Consider the following 26,627-nt stretch of genomic DNA (forward strand, 5'->3'; position numbering starts at 1 on the left):
GCCGAGGGCTGGTACGAGTCGCAGCGGCCCGACGCGGAGGACATCACCGTGGGCGGCTGGTCGTTCCAGCGGCGCTGCCCGCACCTGAAGGCCGACCTGACCCGCTTCGGCATCGTCGAGGGCGACCAGCTCACCTGCCAGCTGCACGGCTGGAAGTGGAACCTGGCCACCGGCCGCTGCCTGACCAGCGTCGGCCATGAGATCCGCTCCGAGAAGGCCGGGCAGCCCGAGCAGGCCCCGGCGGCCTAGGCGTTCGTCAAGGGCGCCGCCCTCGGGTCAGGGGTGACCACCGCTGACCCGGGCGGCCTCCGCGTGGGCGGCCGCCACGATCTGCCGCGCCTCGCGGCGGGCCGCCGCGAGGTGGTCGTCGGCCTGCTCCTCGGCCAGCCGCAGGATCTGCTGCACCCGGGTGCCGAGGCCGTCCAGCCCCAGCTGCCCGTCGAAGCTGGTCCGCACAGGAGTGGGGAGCAGGGTCGCGTCGCCCCCGGGCCTTAGCAGCGCGAGCAGCAGGCCCGCGCCCAGCAGTCCGACGCCGGTCCACAGCGCGGCCCCTTCGGCGTACACCCCGACCAGTGTGCCCATGCCGAGCCAGGCGAACGCGATCGCCCACCGTTGCGCCGTCGTCATCATCGGCGTACCTCCCCGTGTCACCGACATGAAAGCCGATGCGGTCAAGGCGACCCCGCCCGTCACCGCGCCACAGCTCGGTCCGTTGGCGTTTATGCAGGTCAAGTGGATGTTGCTGAGTGGCGAAGGCGCGTCGCCGGGCCTGGGGGCGGGTCCCCAACCTTTCCAGTGAATCGCAAGACAGCGATAAACATAAGTCTTCAAATATTCATAACCGCTGTATACGTTCCTCCAAAACAGTTCCGGCGGGTCCTGTCATCAGCTACGAGCCAGTGCCGCGGGCTGCCGGTCCGACAGGGGAGGAACCAACCATGAACCGTGCCCGCACGTTCGTGCTGGGTGTCGCGCTGGTACTGGCCGGTGCCACGGCCCTGCCCGCGGCGGCCGCCGCAGCGCCCCCGGAGGCCCCCGTGCTCGCCGTCACCGGCGAGGTCGTGGCCGACAGCTACGTCGTGGTCCTCAAGCCCGGCTCCGACGTCTCCGCGGCCCCCGCGCTCGCCGGACGGCACGGGGCGAGTCTGCGCAAGACGTTCCGGGCGGGCCTGAAGGGCTTCTCGTTCACAGGCAGCGCCTTGGCCGCCCGCCGCATCGCGGCCGACCCGGCCGTGGCCCTCGTGCAGCCCAACATGATCCACCGGGCCAGCGCGACCCAGTCGCCCGCCACCTGGGGCATCGACCGCATCGACCAGCGCAACCTGCCCCTGAGCAACTCCTACACCTACTCCAACACCGCGTCGTCGGTGCGGGCGTACATCATCGACACCGGCATCCGGTTCGCGCACAGCGAGTTCGGCGGGCGGGCGGTGTCCGGGTTCGACGCCATCGACGGCGGCACGGCCGACGACGCCAACGGGCACGGCACCCACGTCGCGGGCACCGTCGGCGGGACCACGTACGGCGTGGCCAAGGGTGTGACCCTGGTCGCGGTGCGGGTGCTGGACGCCGAGGGCAGCGGCACCACCGAGCAGGTCGTCGCGGGCATCGACTGGGTGACCGCCGACCACGACCCGGGCGAGCCCGCGGTCGCCAACATGAGCCTCGGCGGCGGCGCGGACACGGTGCTGGACAACGCGGTGAAGGCGTCGATCGCCGACGGCGTCTCGTACGCCATCGCGGCCGGCAACGGCATCCTGGGCATCTTCGCGGCCAACGCCTGCAACTACTCGCCCGCCCGGGTCCCCGAGGCGATCACGGTGTCGGCGACGCAGAGCAACGACAGCAAGGTCTCCTGGGCCAACCGGGGCACCTGCGTCGACATCTTCGCCCCGGGCGTGAACATCACCTCGTCGTGGTTCACCAACAACACCGCCACGAACACCATCAGCGGCACCTCGATGGCCACCCCGCACGTGGCCGGCGCGGTCGCGCTGTACCTGCAGAACAACCCGGGCGCGACGCCCGCGCAGGTGCAGTCCGCGCTGATCGCCAACGCCACCACGGGCGTCGTCGGCTCCCCTGGCAGCGGCTCCCCGAACCGCCTGCTCTACACCGGCAACTTCTGACCGCACCCCAGCCCCCGGCGGGGCTCGCGACCCCCGAATCCCGCCGGGCCCCGGCAGGGCGTGCCGAGGGGGCCGCCTTGCGACGACGTTGGCCTATCTCGTCGACTGGATCGAGATCAAAGTCGATGAGATAGGCCAACGTTTATGAAAATCGGCCCGCCCGGCAGGGGCGCGTCACAGCTTGATGCGCTCGTTCTTCGGGTCGTAGAGCGGGCGCAGGGAGGCCGTGGCCGGGTAGACCCGCTCGGCGATCTCCACGGTCCACGTGCCCGCGTCGATCCAGGCCTGGTCCAGCGGCACGTCCCCGGCGTCGACCATCGCGAGCCCGACCGCCCCGCCGAGCGTGTGCCCGTACGACGCGGCCCTGATGTAGCCCACCGGCACCCCGTCGCGCCGCACCACCTCGGCGTGGAACATCATCGCGTCGGGGTCGGTCACCAGCACCTGGAGCAGGCGGCGGCGCAGCGGCCCCTCGGCCTTCTTCGCCAGCACCGCCTCGCGCCCGATGAAACCGCCCGGCTTGTCCAGCGCGACCGCGAAGCCGAGCCCCGCCTCCAGCACCGAGTCGGTGTTGTCGATGTCGTGCCCGTAGTCGCGGTAGCCCTTCTCCATGCGCAGGCTGGACAGCGCCTTGAGGCCCGCGTGGCGCAGCCCCAGCGGCCGCCCGGCCTCGACCAGCCGGTCGTACGCGTGCACCGCCTGCTCGGCCGGGATGTACAGCTCGTAGCCCAGTTCGCCCAGATAGGTGATCCGGATGCACAGCGCCCGCGCGAACCCGAGGTCGATCTCCCGGGCGGACCGGAACGCGAACGCCTCGTTCGACATGTCCGCCGTGGTCACGGCCGCGAGCAGCTCACGCGAGCGGGGCCCCTGGATGTTGATCTGGGCGTACGCCCCGGTCATGTCGGTCGCGAACGCGTGCGCTCCGGTCGCCTCGAAGTGCCGGCGCATCCGCGTCTCGACGTGCCGGTGCGCGGTGTCGGAGGCGACCACCCAGAACCGGTCGTCGGCCAGCTTGGTGACGGTCAGGTCGGCCTCCAGCGTGCCGCCGGAGTTCAGCCACTGGGTGTACGTGATCGTCCCGGCGTCGCCGTCGACCCGGTTGGCGCTCAGCCGCTCCAGCGCCGCCCCCGCGTCCCGGCCCTGTACCAGGAACTTCGCCATGAACGACATGTCCATGATGATCACGCCCGCACGGGCGGCCCGGTGCTCCTCGGCCCAGTTGCCGAACCAGTTCTGCCGCCCCCAGGACAGCTTCTCGACCTTCGGCTCCTGGCCCTCCGGGGCGTACCAGTCGGGGCTCTCCCAGCCGCTGACGTCCTTGAAGTAGCCGCGCTGGGCGCGCAGCCGCTCGTGGATCGGGGACAGCTTGGCGTCGCGGGCGGTCTCCATGGACTTGCCCGGGTAGTGCGCCGCGTAGACCATGCCCAGCGACTCCACGGTGCGCGTCGCCCGGTAGGCCGGGTTGCTCTGGTACGTGTGCAGCCGGTCGATGTTCATGCCGGTCACGTCGATGTCGGGGCGGCCGTTGAGGATCCAGTGCGCCATGGCCCGGCCGATGCCGCCGCCGGTCAGGATGCCGATCGAGTTCAGGCCCGCCGCGACGAAGTAGTTCTTCAGCTCGGGGGCCTCGCCGACGATCGGGGCGAGGTCGGGGGTGAAGCTCTCCGGACCGCAGAAGAACTTGCGCACGCCGACCTCGGTCGAGATCGGGATGCGGGCCATCGCCTTCTCCAGGTACGGCGCCATGCGGTCCCAGTCCGGGGGCAGCTCGCCGAAGGAGAACGTGTCCGGGATGCCCTCGACCTTCCACGGCGCGCACAGCGCCTCGAACAGGCCGATCATGAGCCCGGCGCCCTCCTCGCGGAAGTACCCGTACGACGACGGGTCCTCCAGCACCGGCAGGTCGCCGTGCATGCCCTCGATGGGCTCGGTGATCAGGTAGTAGTGCTCGGCGGCCTGCAGCGGGATGCTCACCCCGGCCTGCTCGCCGAGCTGGCGGGCCCACATGCCCGCGCAGTTGACCACGAACTCGGCCTCGATGTCGCCGTACGGGGTGCGCACGCCGGTGACGGTGTTGCCCTTCTTCAGGACTCCGGTCACGGGCGTGTTCTCGATGATGCGCACACCCTGCATCCGGGCACCCTTGGCCAGCGACATGGTGACGTCGACCGGGTTGGCCCGGCCGTCCTCGGCCACGTAGAACCCGGCCAGCACGTCGTCCACGTTCGCCAGCGGGAACAGGCCCTTGACCTCACCGGGCGAGACCTCGTGCACGTCGACGCCGCACAGCCGGTTGAACGCCGACACCCGCCGGTACTCCTCCAGCCGGTCCGCGTCCGTGGCGACCTGCACGAACCCGACCTGCTTCAGCCCGGTGGCCAGGCCCGTCTCGGCCTCCAGCCGGCTGTACAGGTCACGGGTGTACTTGCGAAGCTCCGTCGACGTCTCCGACATCGAGCCGAAGGTGACCATGAGCCCGGCGGCGTGCCAGGTGGTGCCGGAGGTGAGCTTGTCCCGCTCCAGCAGCACCACGTCCTCGCAGCCCATATGCGCCAGGTGGTACGCGATGGAGGTGCCGATGATGCCACCGCCGACGACCACCACGCGGGCGCGGGCCGACAGCTGGGGAACGGATGTGTTGCTCGTCATAGCGCGCGAGCCTACCTTCCTGATCCGCGAATCAGTCAACCGGCGACGCCGACCGGCTTGACCTGCGACGCGAACGAGGCGAGCTCTGCCTCGAAGAAGGGCTCGGTGTCGGTGGCGGCCCAGGTGAGCTGGCCGAACAGTTCGGCGGCGAGCACGCCGTAGAGGCGGATCCACGAGGTCAGGAAGACGGCGGTGACCTCGATCGGCAGCTCGCCGTGCGCGGGCAGCGCCCCGGCCAGCCGGTCGAGGTCGACGTGCGGGACCTTCGGCAGCCGCCTGGCCTGCCAGAGCTCCAGCAGGGGCGCCACGAAGATCTGGCCGAGCTGCGCGCCCGCACACTGCAGGTCGTCGCACTGCTGGTGGAACTGCTCCACGCCGGGCAGCGGCGGCCCGAAGATCAGGGTCGCCTCGGGGCGGTGCGCCAGCGTCCAGCGCCGCAGCTCGCGGGCCATGACCAGCAGCCGGTGCAGCGGATCCGGGTCGGGGTCCGCGTCGCGGGCGGCCTCGCAGGCGATCCGCGCCTCGTTGTGCAGGTCCGTGCACAGCTCGATGACCAGGGCGTCCAGCGCGGGCACGTACCGGTAGAGCGCGGCGGCGGTCATGCCCATGTCCCGGGCGATGGCGCGCAGCGAGATGCCGGCGGGGCCGCTCGCGACCAGCTGGGCCCGCGCCAAGTCCTTGATCTCGGTCAGGGTGCGCTCGCGCAGGCGCTCGCGGCGGTGTGAGGTGTCCGACATGGAGCTCCCTTGACCGGAGTGAACGTCGTCAGCGAAAGTAAACACCGTTCACTCAAATGAGTGGCGTAAACAAGCATATCTGTTCCGGGAAGGAACGCGATGTTCGCGTGGTGGGGGCGAGCGGTAGTCCGCTTGCGCTGGCTGGTGCTCGGGATCGCCGCGGCGGTGCTGGTCATCGGGGCGTCGTGGGGCGGCGGCGTGTTCGGCGACCTGATCAGCGGCGGGTTCGACGACCCGGGCAGCGCGTCCAGCCGGGCGCACCGGGAGATCACCGCTCAACTCGGCCGGCAGGACGTCGACATCCTGGCGCTGTACTCGTCCGACGGCCTGACCTACGACCAGCCCGCGTTCTCCGGCGCGGTGACCGCCGTCGCGACGGAGCTGTCCGGGCGGCCCGAGATCGCCAGCGTCGTCGGCGCGCACACCCCGGGCGTGCCTGGCCGCTTCACCTCCACCGACGGGCACGCCACCTACCTGGCGATCCAGCTGCGCGACGGGGACGAGAACAGCAAGCTCGACGACCTCGCCGCGCTGCGCGACGACCTGGCCGCCGACGGCCTGCACACCGAGATCGGCGGACTCATCCCGTTCCTCGACGACGCGAACACCCGGATCAACGACGACATCACCAAGGCCGAGCTGATCAGCCTGCCGATCCTGCTGGTGCTGCTCGTGTTCATCTTCCGGGGACTGGTCGCCGCGGCCACCCCGCTGTTCGTCGGCGTGCTCGCGGTGCTCGGCGCGTTCATCGCCGTACGCCTGCTCGCGCAGGTCACCGACGTGTCCGTGTTCGCCGTCAACATCATCACGATGCTCGGGCTGGGCATGGCCATCGACTACGCGCTGTTCGTGGTCAGCCGGTTCCGGGAAGAACTCGCCGCAGGGCGCAGCCCCGCCGACGCGGTCGCGCACACGCTGGCCACCGCGGGGCGTACCGTGCTGGTCTCGGGTCTGACGGTGGCACTCGCCCTGGCCAGCCTGCTGATCTTCCCGATGGACTTCCTCAAGTCCATGGCCTGGGGCGGCATGGCCGCCGTGCTCGTCGCCATGCTGGCCGCGCTCACCGCGCTGCCCGCGCTGCTGGCCGTGCTCGGCCCGAAGATCAATGCGCTGCGTGTGCCGTTGCCGAAGTGGTTCCAGGCCCGTCCGGCGGGCGAGGGCGGCTGGGCGCGCATCGCCCGCAGCGTGATGAGCCGACCCGTGCTGTACGCCCTCGGCGTCGCCGCGGTCCTCGCCCTCACCGCGACCCCGTTCCTGCGGGCGCAGTTCGGCGGGTTCGACGAGCGGGTGCTGCCCGCGGGCACCGAGTCGCGCACCGTCACCGAGCGCATCGCCGTCGAGTTCCCCGGCGGCAGCGCCGCCCCGATCAGCGTCCTGATCCTCGGGCCCGGCGCGGACACCATGCTGGCCCGCGTCAAGGCCGTGCCGAACGTGCCCGGCGCGATGATCGCGGCGCAGAAGGGGGACGCCACCCTGATCACGGCGTCGTACCCGGGGGAGCCGGCCGACGAGAGCGCCCGTGAGGTCGTGCAGGCGATCCGGGACCTGCCGGTGCCCGACGGCACGCAGATGCTGGTCGGCGGGCGTACCGCGGCCGACCTGGACCAGCTCGACTCCCTCGGCGGGCGGCTGCCGTGGATGCTGGCCATGGTCGCGGTGAGCACGTTCCTGCTGCTGTTCCTGGCGTTCGGCTCGGTCGTGCTGCCGCTGAAGGCCATCCTCATGAACGTGATCTCGATCGGGGCGTCGTTCGGCGTCGTCGTGTGGATCTTCCAGGACGGGCACCTGTCGGACTGGCTCGGCTTCACGGTGACCGGATTCCTGGAACCCGGGAACATGGTGCTGATGCTGGCGGTCCTGTTCGGACTGGCCACCGACTACGAGGTGTTCCTGCTGTCGCGGGTGCGCGAGGAGTGGGACGCCACGGGTGACAACACCCAGGCCGTCGCGTCCGGGCTGCAGCGCACCGGTGGGATCATCACGGCTGCGGCGCTGCTGCTGATGGTGGTGCTCGGCGGGTTCGCGACCGGCGGCACGACGACGATCAAGGTGCTCGGCGTGGGCATGGTGGTCGCCGTGGCCATCGACGCGGCGCTGGTCCGGGCGGTGCTGGTGCCGGCCACGATGCGCCTGCTGGGCCGCTGGAACTGGTGGGCCCCGGGCCCGCTGAAGCTGGTCTACCGCCGCTACGGCCTCAAGGAGGCCTGACCCCGGCCGCTCCGCCGACCGATTCCGGGCCATGATCGCTGTTTCGGGTCAGAAAGTGCAGCCAGACACCACTTTCTGACCCGAAACAGCGATCTTTCGCGTATCCGGGGAGAGCGGCCCGACGGTCAGCGAAGTCCCCGAACGGCGAGCCGCCGCCGGACCACGTGATAGGCGAGTCCGCAGGCCAGGTGTGCGCGGGAACGGGACGGCCAGATGGCGGCGTACTCGTGGCGTGGCACGTCCGTGGCCCGGCCCCTCGCCCGCAGGGTTTCCAGTTCGCGGGAACGCTGTGCGAGTGCGGCCACCCGGTCCAGGTCTCCGGCGGCTGCTATGCCCTTGCCCACCCATTCTGCTAGTTCGACGCGAAGACTGCCTATCTGCGGTCGCTGCTCAAGCTGTGATCCGTTTTTGTGGACGCCAGGTGCCCCTATGGGGGCATCCAGCGTCCACAAAAACAGATCTTGAGGGGGATGCCGCCGCGGCTGGAAACCGTTGCGACATAGAGCGTTCACCTGACCACGGGATGGGCGACGTCTGGGGCTCCTAGCGTGCCCGTTGACAGACATCGACGATCGTGGAGGTCTACCGTGGACCGTCGTAACGTGCTGCGCGCCGGGGTCGTGGGCGGCGCGGCCGCCGCCTTCTCGGGCGCGCTGTGGAAAGAGGCGTTCGCCGCACCCGCCCAGCCGGGTCCGGGCCCGTACGGGGCGCTGCAGGCCGCCGACGCGAACGGCATCATGCTGCCGTCCGGCTTCACCAGCCGGGTCATCGCCCGGTCCAGTCAGACCGTGCCCGGCACGTCGTACACCTGGCATGCCGCCCCCGACGGCGGGGCGTGCTTCGCCGACGGCTCGGGCTGGATCTACGTGTCCAACTCCGAGGTGTCCGCGGGCGGGGCGTCGGCCGTGAAGTTCAACTCCGGCGGCACCGTCACCGGCGCGTACCGCATCCTGTCCGGGACCTCTACCAACTGCGCGGGCGGACACACTCCCTGGAACACCTGGCTGTCCTGCGAGGAGACGACGACCGGCCGGGTCTGGGAGACCGACCCGTGGGGCGTGAACGCGGCCGCGGCCCGCCCGGCGATGGGCCGGTTCAAGCACGAGGCCGCCGCCTGCGATCCGGTGAACCAGGTCATCTACATGACCGAGGACGAGAGTAACGGGTGTTTCTACCGGTTCATCCCGAACACCTGGGGAAACCTCGCCTCCGGCACGCTTCAGGTGGCCAAGGGCGGTTCGGGAACGTCCGTCACGCTCACCTGGGCCACCGTGCCCGACCCGGACGGCTCGCCCACGGCGACCCGCAACCAGGTCAGCGGCGTGAAGCGGTTCAACGGCGGCGAGGGCTGCTGGTACGACAACGGCATCGTCTACTTCACCACCAAGGGCGACAATCGAGTCTGGGCGTACAACACGGCCACCGCGCAGATCGAGCTGGCGTACGACGACTCGCTGGTGAGCGGCACGCCGCCGCTGACCGGGGTCGACAACATCACCGGCAGCGCGACCAGCGGGGACCTGTTCGTCGCCGAAGACGGCGGCAACCTGGAGATCTGCGTCATCACTGCGGACGACGTCATCGCGCCGTTCCTGCGCATCACCGGGCAGAGCTCCTCGGAGGTCACCGGACCGGCCTTCAACCCGGCCGGGAACCGCTTCTACTTCTCGTCCCAGCGGGGCACCTCGGGTTCCTCGTCCGGCGGGATCACGTACGAGGTCACCGGGCCGTTCCGGTCCTGACCGCGGGCGGGAGGAACGTGATGGACCGACGTCAGGTGCTGCGGGCCGGCGTCGCCGGCGCGGGTGTGGCGGCGTTCTCGGGCGCGCTGTGGCAGCAGGCGTTCGCTGCGCTCGCCCAGCCGGGCGTCGGTCCCTACGGCGAGCTGTCGGCGGCCGACGCCCACGGCGTGGCGCTGCCCGTCGGCTTCACCAGCCGGGTCGTCGCACGGTCCGGCCAGACCGTGCCCGGCACGCCGTACACCTGGCACGCCGCCCCCGACGGCGGGGCGTGCTTCGCCGACGGCGCGGGCTGGATCTACGTCTCCAACTCGGAGGTCCCGGTCGGCGGCGGCGCGTCGGCGATCAGGTTCGGCCCGGACGGCGGCGTCGGTTCCGCGTATCGGATCCTGTCCGGCACCAGCGTGAACTGCGCCGGCGGGGCCACGCCTTGGCAGACCTGGCTGTCGTGCGAGGAGATCCCCCTGGGCCGGGTCGTCGAGACCGACCCGTGGGGCGTGCGGCCCGCCCGGGAACGGACCAGGATGGGCCGGTTCAAGCACGAGGCCGCCGCCTGCGACCCCGACCGCCGGGTCGTCTACCTCACCGAGGACGAGGAGGACGGCTGCTTCTACCGCTTCGTCCCGGACACGTGGGGCGACCTGGGCACCGGACGGCTGCAGGTGCTGTGCGCCCCGGTGGGCGCCACCTCCGGCCCGGTCACCTGGCGCGACGTGCCGGACCGGGACGGCCTGCCGGTCCCCACCCGCCGGCAGGTCGGCGCGGCGCTGCGGTTCGACGGCGGCGAGGGCTGCTGGTACGACCACGGGACCTGCTACTTCACCACCAAGGGCGACAACCGGGTGTGGGCGTACGACGCCGCCGCTTCGACCGTCGCGCTGGCGTACGACGACTCGCTGGTGACCGGCACGCCACCGCTGACCGGCGTGGACAACATCACCGGCTCGCCCCGCAACGCCGACCTGTACGTGGCCGAGGACGGCGGCAACATGGAGATCAACGTGATCACCGCGGACGGGGTCGTCGCGCCGTTCCTGCGCCTGACCGGGCAGGACGCCTCGGAGATCACCGGACCGGCCTTCAACCCGGCCGGAGACCGGCTCTACTTCTCGTCCCAGCGCGGCGTCTCCGGCGCTAAGTGGGGGTCCGGCGGCATCACGTACGAGGTCACCGGCCCGTTCCGGGGCCCGTGAAGCGGTTCGCCGCGCCGTCGCGCACGCGGTGACCCGGCCCGCCCGATCCGTTGGCGCGGACCGGGATCAACGGCGTTGACCCGGGCAGGCCCGGTGGCCATACTGCCCCGATGCAGATCCACAGCGAGGACCTCGTCGAGGTGACGTGGATGTGGGACCGCGGCGGGTTCCGCCGGGTCGCCTGGACGGAGAAGGGCTACCAGAACCGCAGGATGGTGGTCGTGGCGCTGATCAGCCTGACCGTCGCGGCGTGGGCGTTCGACCTGTGGGGCAAGCTCGGCGGGCCGTTCCCGTACGCCGCGGTCTGGTTGTCGCTGCTCGGGGTTGCCCTGGTCGGACAGGTGTGCCTGACCGCCTGGCTGTGGCTGCGCAGGACCCCGGACTTCTGGTACGCGCCGATGACGGTGCGCATCGACGCCGACGGCGTCCGGCTGATCCTGGCCAGCGGCGAGTTCTTCTACCGTTGGGCGCTGATGTCCCCGGTCGTCCGGACCGCGCACGACTGGCATTTCCACGTCCGCTCGGTCGGCGGCGTCACCGTGCCGCGCGGGCTGATCTCGCCCGCCGACGACGCGGCGATCGCGGTGGTCGTCGACCGGTACGCCCACCTGGTCGGCCGTCCCGCCGACATGCCCCCGCCCGCGGAGGTCTGAGATGCGCCTCGAAACCGAGCGGCTGGTCATCCGGGAGTGGACCGACAGCCCCGCCGACCTGGCCCGCAACTACGACATCTACCGCCGCGAAGAGGTCACCCGCTGGCTCGGCATGCCCACGCCGCTGTCCGGACCTGCGCAGTCGCAGCTCGTCATCGACCGGCGGCGCGAGTACTACGCCGCCGAACCCGGCTACGGCGTGTGGGCGGCGCAGTTGCGCGACACCGGGGTGGTCGCCGGGTCGGTGCTGCTCAAGCCGCTACCTGAGCCCGCCGACGGTCCCGGCCGGGGCGAGGTCGAGATCGGCTGGCACTTCCACCCCGACTGCTGGGGCCACGGGTATGCCACCGAGGCGGCGCGGGCCATGCTGGCGTACGGCTGGGATTTCGGGCTGACGGAGATCCACGCCATCGCCCGCCCCGACAACGCACCCTCACTCGCGGTGATGCGGCGCATCGGCATGAACCGCGTCGGCCGCACCCACCGCTGGTATGACATCGAGGCCGAGCTGTACGTGATCAGGAACGCCGCATGATTTTCGCCGGTTTCATGATCGAGTCCGGGACGCGCGCATGAGCCGCACCGCATCCTCGACGTCCCACCCGAGTAGTTCCGCCCGGCGCAGGGCCATGAGCAGCAATTGAACGGTCACGTCCACCCCGAAATCATCCGTGCTCCACTCCCACAACTTCTCGATCCCCAGATCGTCGGCATGCGCGATTCCGTATCGCTCGCGGATCTCGGCGACCAGCCCGACGACGGCGTCCGCGCGCGACGGAGCCAGACGGTGGCACTCCAGCACAAGAGGTGGGCCGTCGTCGACCACGCGGCATCCGTCTGGTGGCGTGTCGCGCAGGCGTTGATAACCGCCCACCGGCGCGGCCGGTCCCGGAAGCGGCTCCAGCACCAGCGTGAACTTGTGGAGTGGTGAGTCGGGCACGTCGTCATTGTCGCGCCGTCCCCGTCGTTGCGCACGGGCGGCGAGCGGGCGTCCCCGTGAGGGCCCGGCTGAACACCGGTGAACGGGAGTCGGCGAGAATGAAGGCATGATCCCCCGCGAGATCGTGCTGCTCGGCTCCACCGGGTCGATCGGCACCCAGGCCATAGACATCGTGCGCCGCAATCCGGACCGGTTCCGGGTCGTGGCGCTGGGCGCGGGCGGCGGCAACGTGGCCCTGCTGGCGCAGCAGGCGCTGGAGCTGGGCGTCGAGGCGGTCGGGGTGGCCAAGTCCACCGCCGCGCAGGACCTGCAGCTGGCGTTCTACGCCGAGGCGCAGCGCCGCGGGTGGTCGTCGGGCGACTTCAAGCTGCCGAAGATCCTGGCCGGGCCGCAGGCGATGACGGAGCTGGCCGAGTGGCCGGCGGACATCGTGCTCAACGGCGTGGTCGGCTCGCTGGGGCTGGCGCCGACGCTGGCCGCGCTGCGGGCGGGGCGCATCCTGGCGCTGGCCAACAAGGAGTCGCTGGTGGCGGGTGGGCCGCTGGTGCGGGCCGTGGCCAAGCCGGGGCAGATCGTGCCGGTGGACAGCGAGCACTCGGCGCTGGCGCAGTGCCTGCGCGGCGGCACCCGGGCCGAGGTGCGCAAGCTGATCCTGACCGCGAGCGGGGGCGCGTTCCGCGGCCGCCGTCGCGAGGAACTGGGCGCGGTCACCGTCGAGGAGGCGCTCAAGCACCCGACCTGGGACATGGGTCCGGTGGTGACGATCAACTCGGCGACGCTGGTGAACAAGGGCCTTGAGGTGATCGAGGCGCACGAGCTGTTCGACGTGGCGTACGACGACATCGAGGTGATGGTGCACCCGCAGTCGGTGCTGCACTCCCTGGTCGAGTTCACCGACGGCTCGACGCTGGCCCAGGCCAGCCCGCCGGACATGCGGCTGCCGATCGCGCTGGCGCTGGGCTGGCCGGACCGGGTGCCCGAGGCGGCCGCGCCGGTCGACTGGACACTCGCGCACAACTGGGAGCTGCGCCCGCTGGACAACGAGGCCTTCCCAGCGGTGGAGCTGGCCAAGGCCGCGGGCCGGGCTGGGCGCTGCCGGCCGGCGATCTACAACGCCGCGAACGAGGAGTGTGTGGCGGCTTTCACAGCGGGCCGTCTGCCGTTCCTGGCCATCGTCGACACCGTGGGGGAGATCCTCGACGGTGCGCCTGACTATGACGAACCGGGTACCGTCGAGGACGTGCTCGCCGCGGAGCACTGGGCGCGCACGCGCGCACATGACCTGATCAAGGAGAAGAGCGCCTGATGAACGCCCTGGGGATCGCCCTCTTCGCGCTTGTCATCCTGATCTCCGTAAGCCTGCACGAAGCCGGCCACATGGGCACGGCGAAGGCCTTCGGCATGAAGGTGACCCGGTATTTCGTGGGTTTCGGTCCCACTCTGTGGTCGTTCCGCCGCGGCGAGACCGAGTACGGCATCAAGGGCATCCCGCTCGGCGGGTTCGTCAAGATCGTCGGCATGACGCCGCAGGACGAGGACGCCGACGACCCCAAGGCGATGTGGCGCTTCCCGGTCTGGAAGCGCTCGATCGTGATGTCGGCGGGTTCGATCGTGCACTTCATCCTGGCCGCCGTCGCGATCTGGGGCCTGGCGGTCTTCTCCGGCCTGCCCAACCCGGATCTGCCCAGCAAGGAGCCCAGCGCCGGCCAGCCGGCCGTGCTGAAGGTGCAGCCGTGCGTGGTGACCGCCCTGCCGTTGCGCGCCTGCGAGGCGAAGGACCCGGCGAGCCCGGCCAGCCAGGCAGGCCTGCGCGACGGTGACAAGCTGATCGCCGTGAACGGCACCGCCGTGGCCAACTGGGGCGAGGCGATCCAGCAGATCCGGCCGCTGGGCGTCGGCCAGGCCGCCACGATGACGGTGCTGCGTGACGGCGCTCAGCAGACGTTGCAGGTGACCCCCGCGGCGGTCGAGCGCGAGATGTCCGACGGCAGCGTGCAGAAGGTCGCCGCGATCGGCGTCGGCCTCGACGCGACCATTCCCTACCTGGTCAAGTACGGACCCGGTGAGGCCGTCGGCGCCAGTGCCCAGTACGCCGGGACCATGGTCGGCGCGACGTTCGAGGCGCTCAAGGAGTTCCCGAAGCGCATCCCGGCGCTGTTCTCGGCCATCGGCGGGGAGAAGCGCGACCCGAACACCCCGATCAGCGTGGTGGGCATCAGCCTGCTCGGCGGCGAGGCGGTGAACGAGGGCGCGTGGAGCATGTTCGTCGGGCTGTTCATCGCGTTCAACCTGTTCATCGGCATCTTCAACCTGCTGCCGCTGCTTCCCCTGGACGGGGGACACCTGTTCATCGCCTGGTTCGAGAGAATTCGTTCATGGGTGTACGCGCGGTTGCACAAGCCCGACCCGGGCCGGGTCGACTACTTCAAGCTGATGCCTCTGACCTATACGGTCATCCTGATCTTCGGTGCGTTCACCCTGCTGACCGTCACCGCGGACCTCGTCAACCCCATCTCGATCTACAAGTGAGTGTGCTGTGACTGCGATCAACCTGGGTATGCCGGCAGCTCCCCCCGCGCCGCTCGCGCCGCGGCGCAAGAGCCGACAGATCATGGTCGGCAGCGTGCCGGTCGGCGGCGGAGCCCCGGTCAGCGTGCAGTCGATGACGACCACCCTGACCTCGGACGTCAACGCGACCCTGCAGCAGATCGCGGAGCTCACCGCGTCCGGCTGCCAGATCGTGCGGGTGGCCGTGCCCTCCCAGGACGACGTCGAGGCCCTGCCCGCGATCGCCCGCAAGTCGCCGATCCCGGTGATCGCCGACATCCACTTCCAGCCGAAGTACGTGTTCGCGGCGATCGACGCGGGCTGCGCGGCGGTGCGGGTGAACCCGGGCAACATCCGGCAGTTCGACGACAAGGTCAAGGAGATCGCCGCGGCGGCCTCGGCGGCCGGTGTGCCGATCCGTATCGGCGTGAACGCGGGCTCGCTGGACAAGCGCCTGCTGGAGAAGTACGGCAAGCCCACCGCGGAGGCGCTGGTCGAGTCGGCGCTGTGGGAGTGCTCGCTGTTCGAGGAGCACGGCTTCCGGGACATCAAGATCAGTGTCAAGCACAACGACCCGGTAGTGATGATCAAGGCGTACCGGCTGCTCGCGCAGCAGTGCGACTACCCGCTGCACCTGGGTGTGACCGAGGCGGGCCCGGCGTTCCAGGGCACCGTGAAGTCGGCGGTCGCGTTCGGCGCGCTGCTGGCCGAGGGCATCGGTGACACCATCCGGGTGTCGCTGTCCGCCCCGCCGGTCGAGGAGATCAAGGTCGGCACCGCGATCCTGGAGGCCCTGAACCTCAAGGAGCGCGGCCTGGAGATCGTGTCGTGCCCGTCCTGCGGCCGCGCCCAGGTGGACGTGTACACCCTCGCCGAGCAGGTCACCGCGGCTCTGGAGGGCTTCCCGGCACCGCTGCGGGTCGCCGTCATGGGCTGCGTCGTCAACGGCCCCGGCGAGGCCCGCGAGGCCGACCTCGGCGTCGCCTCCGGCAACGGCAAGGGCCAGATCTTCGTCAAGGGCCAGGTCATCAAGACCGTCCCCGAATCGCTGATCGTGGAGACCCTGGTCGAGGAGGCCATGAAGATCGCCGCCGACATGGGCATCGACCCCCTCGGCGACGACACTCCCACCCCCGCCGTCGTCACGGTCCACTGACCCGCTGAACCCCGAGAAGGCCCCGTTCCTGAGGAACGGGGCCTTCTCGCATCTCTCCCCACCGGGGGCGGGGGGTCATGAGGCGAGGATCGAGTAGAGCTTGCGCTTGGTGTCCTGGAGGGTTTCCAGGGCCTGCTGGCGTTGGGCGGGGGTGCCGGTCATGGCCACCTGGCGCAGGGCGGACATGATGGCGAAGCCGGCCTCGCGGAACTCCTGGGACTGGGCGATGTGCTCGGCGTCGAAGTCCTGCCAGGGGCGGCCGTGGCCGGACTCGCCGGCGCGCTCCGCCTCGGTGCGGCCGGTTTCGGTGAGGGTGAAGCGTTTGCGGCCGCCGGTCTCCTCGCTGACGATCAGGCCCTCGTCCTCCAGCAGTTGGAGGGTGGGGTAGATCGAGCCAGGGCTCGGGCGCCAGACGCCGCCGGTGCGGGTCTCCAGTTCGGAGATCATCTCGTATCCGTGCATCGGGCGCTCCAGGAGCAGGCCCAGCACCGCCGCGCGGGTATTGCCGCGCCGGCCGCGTCCCCGGCCGTGTCCGCGCCCGTGGCCGAAGCCGCCGAAGCCGCCGGGGCCGAACGGCGGCCGCATCGGGCCGAAGGCGAACAGGCGCGGGTCATGGCCGTGCCCGTGGCCGCCGTGGCCGTGTTCGTGCATGTCGTGTCCGTGGTGTCGTCGGAACATGTCCGGTTCTCCTCATCGTCTCGTCCGCTGGTGCGGATCTCTATGACTATCGATGACGTATCAGCGATGTGTTTACGATATATCGGCAACGTGTCGACGACAACCTGCTTTACCGGGGATACCACTGGCGGGCCGCGCGGATCTCATTAGGCTGTGGTCATGCTCACCCTTCCGGTGCGGCAGCTGGCCGAAGCTGACCGCGCCGCAGTGGAACGCCTGCTGGCGGCGTATCCGATCGCGGCGGCGCAGGTGGCTGAGCGGGTGGCGATCCGCGGGCTGGGCTGGCGCGCCGACGGGCGGCTCTACGGCTACGGCAGCCGCCGGCAGCCGGAGGCGGTGCTGTGGTCGGGCGGGCAGGTCTCCCCGGTGGGCGCCGATGCCGCGGCCGTGGCCGCGTTCGCCGAGATGGTCTCCGGCCAGCCGCGGGTGTGCGCGTCGCTGGTGGGGGAGTCCGGGGCGGTGCTCGGCCTGTGGGACCTGCTGCGGCCCGCGTGGGGTCCCGAGCGCACGGTGCGCTCCGACCAGCCGCTGCTCGTCGTGGAGAACCCGCCCGCGGTGGCGGCCGATCCGCTGGTGCGCCAGGTGCGGCCCGACGAGGTCGATCTCGTCTTCCCGGCCTCGGTGGCGATGTACACCGAGGAGGTCGGGGTGTCGCCGCTGGGCGACGACGGGGGACGGGGTTATCGCGGGCGCGTGGCGGAGCTGGTGAAGGCGGGGCGGTCGTACGCCCGGATCGTCGACGGCACGGTGGTGTTCAAGGCCGAGCTGGCGGTGGTGACCCGGCATACCGCGCAGGTGCAGGGGGTCTGGGTGGACCCGTCCTGGCGCGGGCGCGGCTTCGCGATAGCAGGCATGGCGGCCGTGGTGCGCGATGCGCTGCGCCGGGTCGCGCCGACGGTGAGCCTGTACGTCAACGACTTCAACACCCCTGCCCGCCGGGTGTACCAGCGGCTGGGTTTCCGGCAGGTGGGCGCGTTCGCGACCGTCCTGTTCTGACGGTCCGGCCGGTGGCGCGCCACGCCGAAGCCACGACCATTTTCGTGACTTTGCGCACCTAGCTAACTACGTTAAGTAACGATAGTGGCTGACCGATTGTGACGGCCGGCGAGGTGACTACCCCTATGGGGCGGATCGTAAAACAGCTCTCTGACACCACCACGAAGTACTACTGGTATCCCGGAGAGAAGCAGGAGTGGATCCGCGCCGTGGTCGCCGTCGGCACCGGCGGCGCGTCCGCCGCCCTGCTGATGCTGCTGACCCGCAACACCCTCGCCGCAGTGGTCACCGGCTGCGCGGTCACGCTCGCCGTGTCGGGCTTCAACTTCGGCCGCCGCGACGCCAAGGCGCTGTCCGGCTTTCCCAACCTCAGCGACAAGGCCGCCCGCCGTGCCGCGATCTCCCACTCCGGGCGGGCGGCCTGGCGGGCGAGCGCGCACGGGGTGGGCGGCGCGGTGGCCGCGATCGTCGTGCTCAACCTGGCCCACCACGGCTGGGTCGCCGACTGGCTGCTGCCCGTCGTGCCCGCCGTGGTCGGCGCGCTGGCCCACCAGACCGGCATGATCTGGGAACAGCTGGCCAGCACCGTCGCGAGCCCCGGCCCCGCCGCCGCCCCGGCGGCCAAGCCGTCGACGGAGTGACCCCGCCGCACCTGCCGCCGGTGACGGCGACGGTGATCGCTGGTTCCGGTCATGATCTGTGGTCAGACCGCAGGTTTTGAGCACAACCAGCGATCTCTTCCGCCCTCGGCGGCACGCGGCGCGGGCTCGGCGTTAAGAAGGGCACCTTCCTCTACGTATGGCGATGGGAAGGTGCCCTTCCTTCGGGCAGGGCGGGGTCAGCGGCGGAGGGTGTCGAGGGCGCGGGAGGTGGTCCAGTCGCGGTTGGCGGCGGGGGCGCCGAAGCGTTCGGGGAGCAGGGCGTCGAGTTCCCAGCTCGGGGTGCCGGAGGTGATCCACTCGGCGAGGTGGCGGCCGATGCCGCCGGACAGGGCCATGCCGTGCAGGCCGAACCCGGCCGCGATCCACAGGCCGGGCAGCGCGGAGCGGCCCGCCAGCGGGACGCCGTCGGGGGTGAACGCCTCGACCCCGTGCATGATCTTCGCGAGCTTGGTGCGGCGCAGTTCCGGCATCCGCTCGCCGGCCAGTTGCCACAGCGGGGCGAACGCCGCCTCGTCGGGTGCCGCCAGCTCACGGGCCTTGGCCAGGGGTTCGGCGTCGCCGGCCGGCCAGGCGGGCACCGGGTCGGGGCGGCTGCCGCCGACGATGACGCAGCCGTTGGCGGCCCGCAGGTAGAGCGACTGCTCGGGGATCCGGCAGGTGGGGGTGGCGTCCGGGTCGAGGGCGGGGTGCAGCACCTCGCTGACGCCGTACTGGTGCAGGATCGGCACGACCGGCACCACGACGCCGGCCATCGCCCCGACGGCTCCCGCCGCCGCGCCCGCCGCGTTGATCACGAGCGGGGTCTCGATGACGCCGTCGCTGGTGTGCACCGCGCGGACCTGCCCGCCGGTGGTGTCGATGCCGGTGACCCGCACCCCGGTGCGGATGCTGACCCCGTGCGCGACGGCCCCCGCGACCAGCGCGTTCACGAAGTCCTTCGGGCGCACGAAGCCCTCGCCGGGCAGCCAGGCGGCGGCCTGCACGTCGGACAGGTCGAGCCGCGGGACCCGGTTCATGATCGCCGACGCGCCGTGCAGCTCCAGGGGCACGCCTAGCTCGTCGGCGCGGCGGGCCAGCCGGCGCAGCTCGTCGACGTGGGTGTGGCTCAGTGCGAGCCGCAGCCCGCCGACCGGACGCCAGCCCGGGTCGTGGCCGGTCTCGGCGCGCAGCATGGCCGCCAGCGCGGGCAGGTATCCGGCCAGCCGCGCATGCCAGCCGGGCCCGTCCGGTCCGCGCATGGAGGTCACGAACCCGGCGGTGTGCCAGGTGCTGCCCTCGGTGAGCTCGTGCTGCTCCAGCAGCACGGTGTCGCGCCACCCGGCCCGGCCGAGGTGGTATGCCAGGGAGCAGCCGACCACGCCGCCCCCGATGATCACCGCCCGTGCGCTCGCTCCCATCTGGTCAGTGGTACCCGCTGCGACCCCCGAACGGAAGGGGTCCGTCACAACTTTGCGTGCCCCGCCACGAGCAGCGATGCATTCGGGTTTGTTGACGTGGGTGGGTGCGGGCGGTAGACCTTGTGTGCATGTGGTCGGTGGAGCGCCTGCGCGCGATGGTGGAGGCGGGCGACATCGACACGGTGTTGCTGGCCATGACGGACATGCAGGGACGCCTGCAGGGCAAGCGGCTGCACGCGGCGTACTTCCTGGACGAGGTCGTCGGGCACGGCAGCGAGGCGTGCAACTACCTGCTCGCGGTGGACGTGGAGATGACCCCGGTGGACGGGTACGCCGTCTCCGGCTGGTCGCAGGGGTATGGCGACTTCGTGCTGCGGCCTGACCTGGACACGCTGCGCCCGATCCCGTGGCTGCCCGGCACGGTGCTGGTGATGTCCGACGTGCTGTGGCACGACGCGAGTCCGGTGGTCCAGTCGCCGCGGCAGATCCTGCGGCGGCAGCTGGACCGGCTGGCCGAGCGCGGGCTGACCGCGTACATCGGGACCGAGCTGGAGTTCGTGGTCTACGCCGACACCTACGAGCAGGCGGCGGCCAAGCGCTACCAGGGGCTGACCCCGGCCAACGGCTACAACGTGGACTACTCGCTGCTGGGCACGTCCCGGGTGGAGCCGCTGCTGCGGGCGATCCGGCTGGGCATGGCCGGGGCAGGGCTGGCCCCGGAGAGCGCCAAGGGCGAGTGCAACCTGGGCCAGCACGAGATCGCCTTCCGGTACGCCGAGGCGCTGAAGACGGCCGACCAGCACAGCATCTACAAGCACGGGGCCAAGGAGATCGCCGCCGCGCAGGGCATGTCGCTGACGTTCATGGCCAAGCCGAACCAGCGCGAGGGCAACTCGTGCCACATCCACTTCTCGCTGCGGGACTCCGACGGCCGGCCGGTGATGGCCGAGCACGACCGGTTGAGCCCGCTCGGCGAGCGGGTGCTGGCCGGACTGCTGGCGACGACGGCCGAGATGAGCGTGCTGTACGCCCCGAACATCAACTCGTACAAGCGCTACCAGGCGGGCTCGTTCGCGCCGACGGCGCTGCGCTGGGGCCGCGACAACCGCACCTGCGCGCTGCGCCTGGTCGGCCACGACCACTCGCTGCGGGTGGAGCACCGCTCGCCGGGCGGGGACGTGAACCCCTACCTGGCGATCGCGGCGCTGGTGGCCGGGGCGCTGCACGGCATGGACCACGAGCTGCCGCTGGAGCCGATGTTCACCGGCAACGCCTACGACGACCCGTCGGCCGCCCGGATGCCCGCCACGCTGCGCGACGCGCTGCTGCGCTGGGAGTCGAGCGCGGTGGCCCGGGAGGCGTTCGGCGACGAGGTGGTGGAGCACTACGGGCACGCCGCGCAGGTGGAACTGGCCGCGTACGACGCCGCGGTGACGGACTGGGAACTGGTGCGGGGGTTCGAGCGGCTGTGAAGATCATCAACCCGGTCACCGAGGAGCTGATCACCTCGGTGGAGCCGGTCGACGCGACCGGGGTGGACGCGGCGGTGCGGGCCGCCGCGAAGGCGTTCGATAGCTGGCGGCAGGTCTCCCCGGGCGACCGGGCCCGGCTGCTGCGCCGCTTCGCGGCGGTGGTCGACGCGCACGTCGAGGAGCTGGCGCTGCTGGAGGTGCGCAACGCCGGGCACACGATCGGCAACGCCCGCTGGGAGGCCGGCAACGTCCGCGACCTGCTCGACTACTACGCGGGCGCGCCGGAGCGGCTGTGCGGGCGGCAGATCCCGGTCGCGGGCGGCGTGGACGTGACCTTCCACGAGCCGCTGGGCGTGGTCGGGGTGATCGTGCCGTGGAACTTCCCGATGCCGATCGCGGCGTGGGGCTTCGCCCCGGCGCTGGCGGCGGGCAACACCGTGATCGTGAAACCGGCCGAGACCACTCCGCTGACCGCGCTGCGCCTGGCTGAGCTGGCCCTGGAGGCGGGGCTGCCCGAGGGAGTGCTGACCGTCCTGCCGGGCCACGGCGAGGTGACCGGGCAGGCCCTGGTGACCCATCCGGGCGTACGCAAGATCTGCTTCACCGGGTCCGTCGAGGTGGGCCGCCAGATCATGGCCGCCTGCGCCGCCGACCTGACCCGGGTGACCCTGGAACTCGGCGGCAAGAGCTCCACCCTGCTGTTCGCCGACGCGGATCTGGACAGGGCCGCCGCCGCGCTGCCCGGGGCCGTGTTCGACAACGCCGGGCAGGACTGCTGCGCCCGCTCCCGCCTGCTCGTCCAGCGCGAGGTGTACGACGACTTCCTGGCCCTGCTGGAGCCGCACGTCGCGGCTTGGCGCTGCGGCGACCCGATGGACCCGGCCACCGGCATGGGCCCGCTGATCACCGCCGAGCAGCGCGCCCGGGTCGCCGGTTACGTGGCCGGCGCGGACGTGCTGATGCGCGGCGACGCGCCCGCTGGGGCCGGTTTCTGGCACCCCGCGACGGTGCTGGCGGCGCGCGACCCCGATGAGCGGCACTGGCGCGAGGAGGTGTTCGGGCCGGTGCTGTCCGTGCTCCCGTTCGACGGCGAGGACGAGGCGCTGCGGCTGGCCAACGACACCGAGTACGGCCTGTCCGGGTCGATCTGGACCCGGGACGTGGGCCGCGCGCTGCGGCTGGCCCGGGGCGTCGAGGCGGGCGTGCTCAGCGTCAACTCGCACTCCTCGGTGCGCTACTGGACCCCGTTCGGCGGGGCCAAGCAGTCCGGGCTGGGCCGTGAGCTGGGCCCCGACGCCCCGCTGGCGTTCACCGAGACCAAGAACGTCTTCATCTCCACCGAGTGAAATACCAGCGGTGCCCCGTCCGCATCCCGCACGCTGTAAGCACGGGTCGCGGGCGCCACCGGTCATCGGACAGCGAAAGGCAGGCAGAGGCAGGGCATGGGGCGGTTGCAGGACCGGGTGGCGGTCATCAGCGGGGCGGCCAGCGGCATCGGCGCGGCCACGGCGCGGCGGTTCGCGTCCGAGGGCGCGTACGTCGTCGCCGTCGACCTCGCCGAGGAGGCCGGCAAGAAGATCGCCGAGGAGGTCGGCGGCGAGTTCGTGCAGTGCGACGTCTCCGACGAAGACCAGGTGCGCGAACTGTTCGACGGCGTGGCGGCCCGCCGCGGCCGGGTCGACATCGCGTTCAACAACGCGGGCATCTCCCCGCCCGACGACGACTCGATCCTCGACACCGGGCTCGACGCCTGGGAGCGGGTGCTGCGGGTCAACACCACGAGCGTCTACCTGTGCTGCAAGTACGCCCTGCCGCACATGCTCGCCCAGGGCAAGGGCTCCATCATCAACACGGCCAGCTTCGTCGCCCTGATGGGCGCGGCCACCAGTCAGATCGCTTACACCGCCAGCAAGGGCGGCGTGCTCGCGATGAGCCGTGAGCTGGGCGTGCAGTTCGCCCGGCAGGGAGTGCGCGTCAACGCGCTGTGCCCCGGCCCGGTCGCCACTCCGCTGCTGATGGAGCTGTTCGCGAAGGATCCGGAACGGGCCGCTCGCCGACTCGTCCATGTGCCGATGGGCCGGTTCGCCGAGCCCGCCGAAATCGCCGCGGCGGTAGCGTTTCTCGCCAGCGACGACTCCTCATTCATCACCGCCTCCCAGTTCGTCGTGGACGGGGGCATTACCGGGGCCTATGTGACGCCGTTGTGAGCGATGTGACCAGACCGTTGATCGGTATCACCACCTATGTGGAAACCGCCCGATTCCTCGTTCACGACACCCGCGCCGCGCTGGTGCCCTGGGCCTATGTGGAGCAGGTGACCCAGGCCGGCGGGCGGCCCGTGCTGGTGCCCCCGCAGCCCGACGGCGGCGTGGAGGTCCTCGACGGGCTCGACGGCCTGATCGTGGCGGGCGGGGCCGACGTGGAGCCGGCCCGCTACGGCGAGACGCCGCACCCGAAGGTGTACACCAGCCCGCTGCGCGACGCCGGCGAGCTGCCGCTGGTGCGCGTCGCCCTGAAGACCGGCCTGCCGCTGCTCGGCGTGTGCCGGGGCATGCAGGTGATGACGGTGGCCGCCGGCGGGCGGCTGCACCAGCACCTGCCCGACGTGCCGGGCACGGGGCAGCACTCCACGACGGGGCCGACGAAGGTGTACGCCGAGCACCCCGTGCACTTCGCCACCGGCTCGCGGCTGCGCGAGCTGTACGGGCCGGAGGCGGTCGTGAACTCGTACCACCACCAGGCCGTCAAGGACCCGGGCCGACTGGTGCCGACGGGCTGGTGCACGACGGACGACATGATCGAGGCGGTCGAGCACCCGGATCACCCGTTCGCGGTCGGGGTGCAGTGGCACCCGGAGGACATGGCGACCAACGCGCTCTTCCTGGCACTGGTCAACGCGGCCACCCAGGTGCGGCACGCCCGCGCGAACCGCGCGGAGTTCTTCGCGACCGTCTGACCCTCATCCGGCGTCACGCTCCGCTCGGGGCGTGACGCCGTCCCGTCAGGTGGCAACGGGGCGGCGGTGCGGAAAAGAGCGGGGTAGCGTCGCGGCATGGGCAAGGTGTACGAGCTGATCGACGACCGAATCCGTGACTTCCTGCTGGCGCAGCGGGTCTTCTTCGTGGCGACCGCGCCGTCCGACCCGGATGGCCACGTCAACGTCTCTCCCAAGGGCCTGACCGACTCGTTCGCGGTGCTCGGCCCGCATCAGGTGGCCTACTACGAGTACGGCGGCTCGGGCATCGAGACCATGGCCCACCTGCGCGACAACGGCCGCATCGTGCTGATGGTGTGCGCGTTCGACGGGCCGCCCAAGATCTACCGCCTGCACGGCCAGGGCGAGGCGGTGCTCGCCGAGGACCCGCGCGCCGCCGAGCTGATCGCGCGGTTCCCCGCCCCGCCGCACGTCGGCCTGCGCAGCATCGTCGTGATCGACGTCACGCGGGTGTCGGACTCCTGTGGCTACGGCGTGCCGCTGATGTCGTACGAGGGCGACCGCGACCTGCTCGTCCAGTTCTGGGACCACAAGACCCCCGAACAGCGCGAGCACTACCGGGCGACCCGCAACGCGCACAGCATCGACGGAGCCCCCGTCTTCGCCGAGCGCTAGAGTTCAGGGCATGAACGGCCGTGCGACGCTGACCCCAGGCAAGCTCTCCCCGTGGCGGGAGGTGCCCGCCCACATCCCCCGTCCCGAGTACGTCGGCCGCAAGCAGCCGAAGCGTTGGGACGGCCCGCTCACCCAGGACGCCGAGTCCATCGAGAAGATGCGGGTCGCCGGGCGGATCGCGGCGCAGGCCGTGCAGCTCGCGGGGGAGCACGCCAAGCCGGGGGTCACCACCGACGAGATCGACCGGCTGGTGCACGAGTTCCTGCTCGACCACGACGCGTACCCGTCGACGCTGGGCTACAAGGGCTTCCCCAAGTCCTGCTGCACCAGCCTGAACGAGGTCATCTGCCACGGCATCCCGGACTCGACGGTGATCGAGGACGGCGACATCATCAACGTCGACGTGACGGCGTTCAAGGACGGGGTGCACGGCGACACCGACGCGACCTTCTGCGTCGGCGACGTGGCCGAGGAGGCCCGGCTGCTGGTCGAACGCACCCACGAGGCGATGATGCGGGGCATCAAGGCGGTCGCGCCGGGCCGCCCGATCAACGTGATCGGCCGGGTCATCGAGTCCTACGCCAAGCGCTTCGGCTACGGCGTGGTGCGCGACTTCGGCGGGCACGGCATCGGCCAGTCCTTCCACAGCGGACTGTTCGTGCCGCATTACGACAACCCGAACGCCGACACCATCATGGTGCCGGGCATGACGTTCACGATCGAGCCCATGATCACACTCGGCTCCATCGCGTACGAGACCTGGCGCGACACCTGGACCGTGGTCACCAAGGACCGCCGCTGGACCGCCCAGTTCGAGCACACGCTGGTGGTCACCGAGTCCGGCGCGGACATCCTGACGCTGCCGTGAACCCCGACAAGCCCGACCCCGCCGTCACCGCCGAGAGCGGTGCGCGCGCGGCCGGGCCCGTGCCGCCCGAGGGTCCCCGGCCCGAGGCCGTCAAGCCGATCGACCACGAGCACGCCGACGTCTCCGGCGGCTGGCTGCGCGCGGCGACGTTCGGCGCGATGGACGGGCTGGTCACCAACATCGGCCTGATCGCGGGTGTGGGCGGCGCCGGGGTCAGCGCGCACACCGTCGTGCTCACCGGCGTGGCCGGACTGGTCGCCGGGGCCATCTCGATGGGGCTCGGCGAGTACGCCAGCGTGCGCACCGCCAACGAGCAGATCGAGGCCGAGATCGCCAAGGAGCGCCGCGAGCTGCGGCACAACCCGGCCGCCGAGGCCGCGGAGCTGGCCCAGCGCTGGATCGACCGGGGCATCTCGCCGGAGCTGGCCCGGCAGCTCGCCGAGGACCTTCGTGCCCAGCCCGACGAGGCGCTGCGCATGCACGTACGCGAGGAGCTCGGTATCGACCCGGACAGCAAGCCGAGCCCGTGGACGGCGGCGATCTCGTCGTTCGTCTGCTTCTCGGTCGGCGCGCTGATCCCGCTGCTCAGCTACCTGTTCGGCAGCGAGTCCCTGTGGCTGGCGCTGGGCATCGGCGGCCTGGGCCTGTTCGTCGTCGGGGCGCTGACCGCCCGCTTCACCCGCCGCCGCTGGTGGTCCGCCGGCCTGCGCCAGCTCCTGCTCGGCGCGGCCGCCGCCGGCGCCACCTACCTCATCGGCGCCGCCATCGGCGTCAGCACCGCCTGACGGGCAAAGCAAGGGCACCTTCTTAACGCTCCGCGTTATAGAAGGTGCCCTTGTTAACGCCATAGGACGCTGACCTGCGCAGACACGAACGACTCCGCTCGATTGCCCGACTGTCAGGATCAAGATCGCCGTTTATGGTCCAGGGGTGTGGTCCGACCACGTCTTCTGACCAGAGACGGCGACCATGGCGGCCGAGTCGTCCGGC

The 26,627-nt window shown here is 71.2% G+C and carries 24 protein-coding genes and 1 pseudogene; 19 read left to right on the top strand and 6 right to left on the bottom strand.

From position 1 onward, the window contains the following. Positions 1-249 (top strand): Rieske 2Fe-2S domain-containing protein (locus AB0B66_RS42005; RefSeq protein ID WP_360540943.1); only part of this gene is annotated, 249 nt, incomplete at its 5' end. Positions 250-294: 45 nt separating this feature from the next. On the opposite strand, the pseudogene AB0B66_RS42010 reads toward AB0B66_RS42005, so the two are convergent. Then, positions 295-426 (bottom strand): annotated as a pseudogene (locus AB0B66_RS42010) (cell division protein DivIVA); the annotation flags it as partial. Between the two features lie 512 nt (positions 427-938). On the opposite strand from AB0B66_RS42010, the gene AB0B66_RS42015 reads away from it, so the two are divergent. Next, positions 939-2,129 carry a S8 family peptidase gene (locus AB0B66_RS42015; protein ID WP_360540945.1) on the top strand — a complete coding sequence of 397 codons (1,191 nt, stop codon included), beginning with the start codon at positions 939-941 and terminating at the stop codon, positions 2,127-2,129. A 174-nt stretch (positions 2,130-2,303) separates the two neighbouring features. Here AB0B66_RS42015 and AB0B66_RS42020 read toward each other — a convergent pair whose 3' ends face one another. Beyond that, positions 2,304-4,781, bottom strand: coding sequence for an FAD-dependent oxidoreductase (locus AB0B66_RS42020; protein ID WP_360540947.1), 2,478 nt, complete (start codon positions 4,779-4,781; stop codon positions 2,304-2,306). A gap of 35 nt (positions 4,782-4,816) precedes the next feature. Then, complete coding sequence (locus AB0B66_RS42025) at positions 4,817-5,518, bottom strand: TetR/AcrR family transcriptional regulator (RefSeq protein WP_360540949.1); 702 nt, start codon at positions 5,516-5,518, stop codon at positions 4,817-4,819. Between the two features lie 99 nt (positions 5,519-5,617). Between AB0B66_RS42025 and AB0B66_RS42030 the strand changes: the two genes are divergently transcribed. The 5 genes from AB0B66_RS42030 (at position 5,618) to AB0B66_RS42050 (ending at position 11,846) form a co-directional block, all read left to right on the top strand. Further along, positions 5,618-7,726, top strand: coding sequence for an MMPL family transporter (locus tag AB0B66_RS42030; RefSeq protein WP_360540951.1), 2,109 nt, complete (start codon positions 5,618-5,620; stop codon positions 7,724-7,726). A 587-nt stretch (positions 7,727-8,313) separates the two neighbouring features. Then, positions 8,314-9,468: an alkaline phosphatase PhoX gene (locus tag AB0B66_RS42035; protein ID WP_360540953.1), complete on the top strand. Its 1,155-nt coding sequence runs from the start codon at positions 8,314-8,316 to the stop codon at positions 9,466-9,468. A gap of 20 nt (positions 9,469-9,488) precedes the next feature. After that, positions 9,489-10,658: an alkaline phosphatase PhoX gene (locus AB0B66_RS42040; protein ID WP_360540955.1), complete on the top strand. Its 1,170-nt coding sequence runs from the start codon at positions 9,489-9,491 to the stop codon at positions 10,656-10,658. A 110-nt stretch (positions 10,659-10,768) separates the two neighbouring features. Then, positions 10,769-11,311 (top strand): hypothetical protein, encoded by a 543-nt coding sequence (locus AB0B66_RS42045; RefSeq protein ID WP_360540956.1) that lies wholly within the window; start codon positions 10,769-10,771, stop codon positions 11,309-11,311. Position 11,312: 1 nt separating this feature from the next. Further along, a complete protein-coding gene (locus tag AB0B66_RS42050) occupies positions 11,313-11,846 on the top strand; it encodes a GNAT family N-acetyltransferase (RefSeq protein WP_360540958.1) in 534 nt (177 codons plus the stop codon). Positions 11,847-11,858: 12 nt separating this feature from the next. Here AB0B66_RS42050 and AB0B66_RS42055 read toward each other — a convergent pair whose 3' ends face one another. Continuing rightward, positions 11,859-12,251: a hypothetical protein gene (locus tag AB0B66_RS42055; protein ID WP_360540960.1), complete on the bottom strand. Its 393-nt coding sequence runs from the start codon at positions 12,249-12,251 to the stop codon at positions 11,859-11,861. 124 nt (positions 12,252-12,375) lie between these two features. Between AB0B66_RS42055 and dxr the strand changes: the two genes are divergently transcribed. From dxr to ispG, 3 genes are read left to right on the top strand one after another with little or no spacing between them, the layout of a single operon-like run. Further along, the gene (gene dxr / locus AB0B66_RS42060) at positions 12,376-13,557 is read left to right on the top strand and encodes a 1-deoxy-D-xylulose-5-phosphate reductoisomerase (protein WP_360541001.1); all 1,182 of its coding nucleotides are present in this window, start codon (positions 12,376-12,378) and stop codon (positions 13,555-13,557) included. Further along, positions 13,554-14,780, top strand: coding sequence for a site-2 protease family protein (locus AB0B66_RS42065; protein ID WP_360541003.1), 1,227 nt, complete (start codon positions 13,554-13,556; stop codon positions 14,778-14,780). The genes dxr and AB0B66_RS42065 overlap by 4 nt, the downstream gene beginning before the upstream one ends. 7 nt (positions 14,781-14,787) lie before the next feature. Continuing rightward, positions 14,788-15,954, top strand: coding sequence for a flavodoxin-dependent (E)-4-hydroxy-3-methylbut-2-enyl-diphosphate synthase (gene ispG, locus AB0B66_RS42070; protein WP_360540962.1), 1,167 nt, complete (start codon positions 14,788-14,790; stop codon positions 15,952-15,954). 75 nt (positions 15,955-16,029) lie between these two features. Here the strand turns inward: ispG and AB0B66_RS42075 are convergent, their stop codons facing one another. Beyond that, the gene (locus AB0B66_RS42075) at positions 16,030-16,539 is read right to left on the bottom strand and encodes a PadR family transcriptional regulator (protein ID WP_360541005.1); all 510 of its coding nucleotides are present in this window, start codon (positions 16,537-16,539) and stop codon (positions 16,030-16,032) included. A gap of 252 nt (positions 16,540-16,791) precedes the next feature. Between AB0B66_RS42075 and AB0B66_RS42080 the strand changes: the two genes are divergently transcribed. Then, entirely contained in the window at positions 16,792-17,628 is an 837-nt protein-coding gene (locus AB0B66_RS42080; RefSeq protein WP_360540964.1) for a GNAT family N-acetyltransferase, read from the top strand. 125 nt (positions 17,629-17,753) lie between these two features. Next, entirely contained in the window at positions 17,754-18,269 is a 516-nt protein-coding gene (locus tag AB0B66_RS42085; RefSeq protein ID WP_360540966.1) for a hypothetical protein, read from the top strand. 197 nt (positions 18,270-18,466) lie between these two features. On the opposite strand, the gene AB0B66_RS42090 is transcribed toward AB0B66_RS42085, so the two are convergent. After that, entirely contained in the window at positions 18,467-19,687 is a 1,221-nt protein-coding gene (locus AB0B66_RS42090; protein WP_360540968.1) for an FAD-binding oxidoreductase, read from the bottom strand. 128 nt (positions 19,688-19,815) lie between these two features. Here AB0B66_RS42090 and AB0B66_RS42095 point away from each other — a divergent pair, with 128 nt between their 5' ends. From AB0B66_RS42095 to AB0B66_RS42125, 7 genes are all read left to right on the top strand, one after another. Then, positions 19,816-21,159, top strand: coding sequence for a glutamine synthetase family protein (locus AB0B66_RS42095; RefSeq protein ID WP_360540970.1), 1,344 nt, complete (start codon positions 19,816-19,818; stop codon positions 21,157-21,159). 5 nt (positions 21,160-21,164) lie between these two features. Then, positions 21,165-22,505, top strand: a complete 1,341-nt coding sequence (locus tag AB0B66_RS42100; RefSeq protein WP_360541007.1) for an aldehyde dehydrogenase family protein — start codon at positions 21,165-21,167, stop codon at positions 22,503-22,505. Between the two features lie 96 nt (positions 22,506-22,601). Then, on the top strand, positions 22,602-23,366 hold the full coding sequence (locus tag AB0B66_RS42105) for a 3-oxoacyl-ACP reductase (protein WP_360540972.1): 765 nt from the start codon (positions 22,602-22,604) through the stop codon (positions 23,364-23,366). 5 nt (positions 23,367-23,371) lie between these two features. Continuing rightward, entirely contained in the window at positions 23,372-24,115 is a 744-nt protein-coding gene (locus tag AB0B66_RS42110) for a gamma-glutamyl-gamma-aminobutyrate hydrolase family protein (RefSeq protein WP_360540974.1), read from the top strand. Between the two features lie 96 nt (positions 24,116-24,211). Then, on the top strand, positions 24,212-24,769 hold the full coding sequence (locus tag AB0B66_RS42115) for a pyridoxamine 5'-phosphate oxidase family protein (protein WP_360540976.1): 558 nt from the start codon (positions 24,212-24,214) through the stop codon (positions 24,767-24,769). 10 nt (positions 24,770-24,779) lie between these two features. Beyond that, the gene (map, locus tag AB0B66_RS42120) at positions 24,780-25,637 is read left to right on the top strand and encodes a type I methionyl aminopeptidase (protein ID WP_360540978.1); all 858 of its coding nucleotides are present in this window, start codon (positions 24,780-24,782) and stop codon (positions 25,635-25,637) included. Continuing rightward, the gene (locus tag AB0B66_RS42125; RefSeq protein WP_360540979.1) at positions 25,634-26,422 is read left to right on the top strand and encodes a VIT1/CCC1 transporter family protein; all 789 of its coding nucleotides are present in this window, start codon (positions 25,634-25,636) and stop codon (positions 26,420-26,422) included. Before map ends, AB0B66_RS42125 begins: the two co-directional genes overlap by 4 nt. The last annotated feature ends 205 nt before the right edge of the window (positions 26,423-26,627 follow it).

This window comes from Catellatospora sp. NPDC049111, assembly GCF_040648615.1.
Taxonomy (GTDB): Bacteria; Actinomycetota; Actinomycetes; order Mycobacteriales; family Micromonosporaceae; genus Catellatospora; species Catellatospora aurea.

Excerpts from the sequence above, each read along its gene's own strand:
- AB0B66_RS42015 (WP_360540945.1), top strand. The coding sequence starts at position 939 with ATGAACCGTGCCCGCACGTTCGTGCTGGGTGTCGCGCTGGTACTGGCC.
- AB0B66_RS42020 (WP_360540947.1), bottom strand. The coding sequence starts at position 4,781 with ATGACGAGCAACACATCCGTTCCCCAGCTGTCGGCCCGCGCCCGCGTG.
- AB0B66_RS42025 (WP_360540949.1), bottom strand. The coding sequence starts at position 5,518 with ATGTCGGACACCTCACACCGCCGCGAGCGCCTGCGCGAGCGCACCCTG.
- AB0B66_RS42030 (WP_360540951.1), top strand. The coding sequence starts at position 5,618 with ATGTTCGCGTGGTGGGGGCGAGCGGTAGTCCGCTTGCGCTGGCTGGTG.
- AB0B66_RS42040 (WP_360540955.1), top strand. The coding sequence starts at position 9,489 with ATGGACCGACGTCAGGTGCTGCGGGCCGGCGTCGCCGGCGCGGGTGTG.
- AB0B66_RS42045 (WP_360540956.1), top strand. The coding sequence starts at position 10,769 with ATGCAGATCCACAGCGAGGACCTCGTCGAGGTGACGTGGATGTGGGAC.
- AB0B66_RS42050 (WP_360540958.1), top strand. The coding sequence starts at position 11,313 with ATGCGCCTCGAAACCGAGCGGCTGGTCATCCGGGAGTGGACCGACAGC.
- AB0B66_RS42075 (WP_360541005.1), bottom strand. The coding sequence starts at position 16,539 with ATGCGGCCGCCGTTCGGCCCCGGCGGCTTCGGCGGCTTCGGCCACGGG.
- AB0B66_RS42080 (WP_360540964.1), top strand. The coding sequence starts at position 16,792 with ATGCTCACCCTTCCGGTGCGGCAGCTGGCCGAAGCTGACCGCGCCGCA.
- AB0B66_RS42085 (WP_360540966.1), top strand. The coding sequence starts at position 17,754 with ATGGGGCGGATCGTAAAACAGCTCTCTGACACCACCACGAAGTACTAC.
- AB0B66_RS42090 (WP_360540968.1), bottom strand. The coding sequence starts at position 19,687 with ATGGGAGCGAGCGCACGGGCGGTGATCATCGGGGGCGGCGTGGTCGGC.
- AB0B66_RS42095 (WP_360540970.1), top strand. The coding sequence starts at position 19,816 with ATGTGGTCGGTGGAGCGCCTGCGCGCGATGGTGGAGGCGGGCGACATC.
- AB0B66_RS42105 (WP_360540972.1), top strand. The coding sequence starts at position 22,602 with ATGGGGCGGTTGCAGGACCGGGTGGCGGTCATCAGCGGGGCGGCCAGC.
- AB0B66_RS42115 (WP_360540976.1), top strand. The coding sequence starts at position 24,212 with ATGGGCAAGGTGTACGAGCTGATCGACGACCGAATCCGTGACTTCCTG.
- map (WP_360540978.1), top strand. The coding sequence starts at position 24,780 with ATGAACGGCCGTGCGACGCTGACCCCAGGCAAGCTCTCCCCGTGGCGG.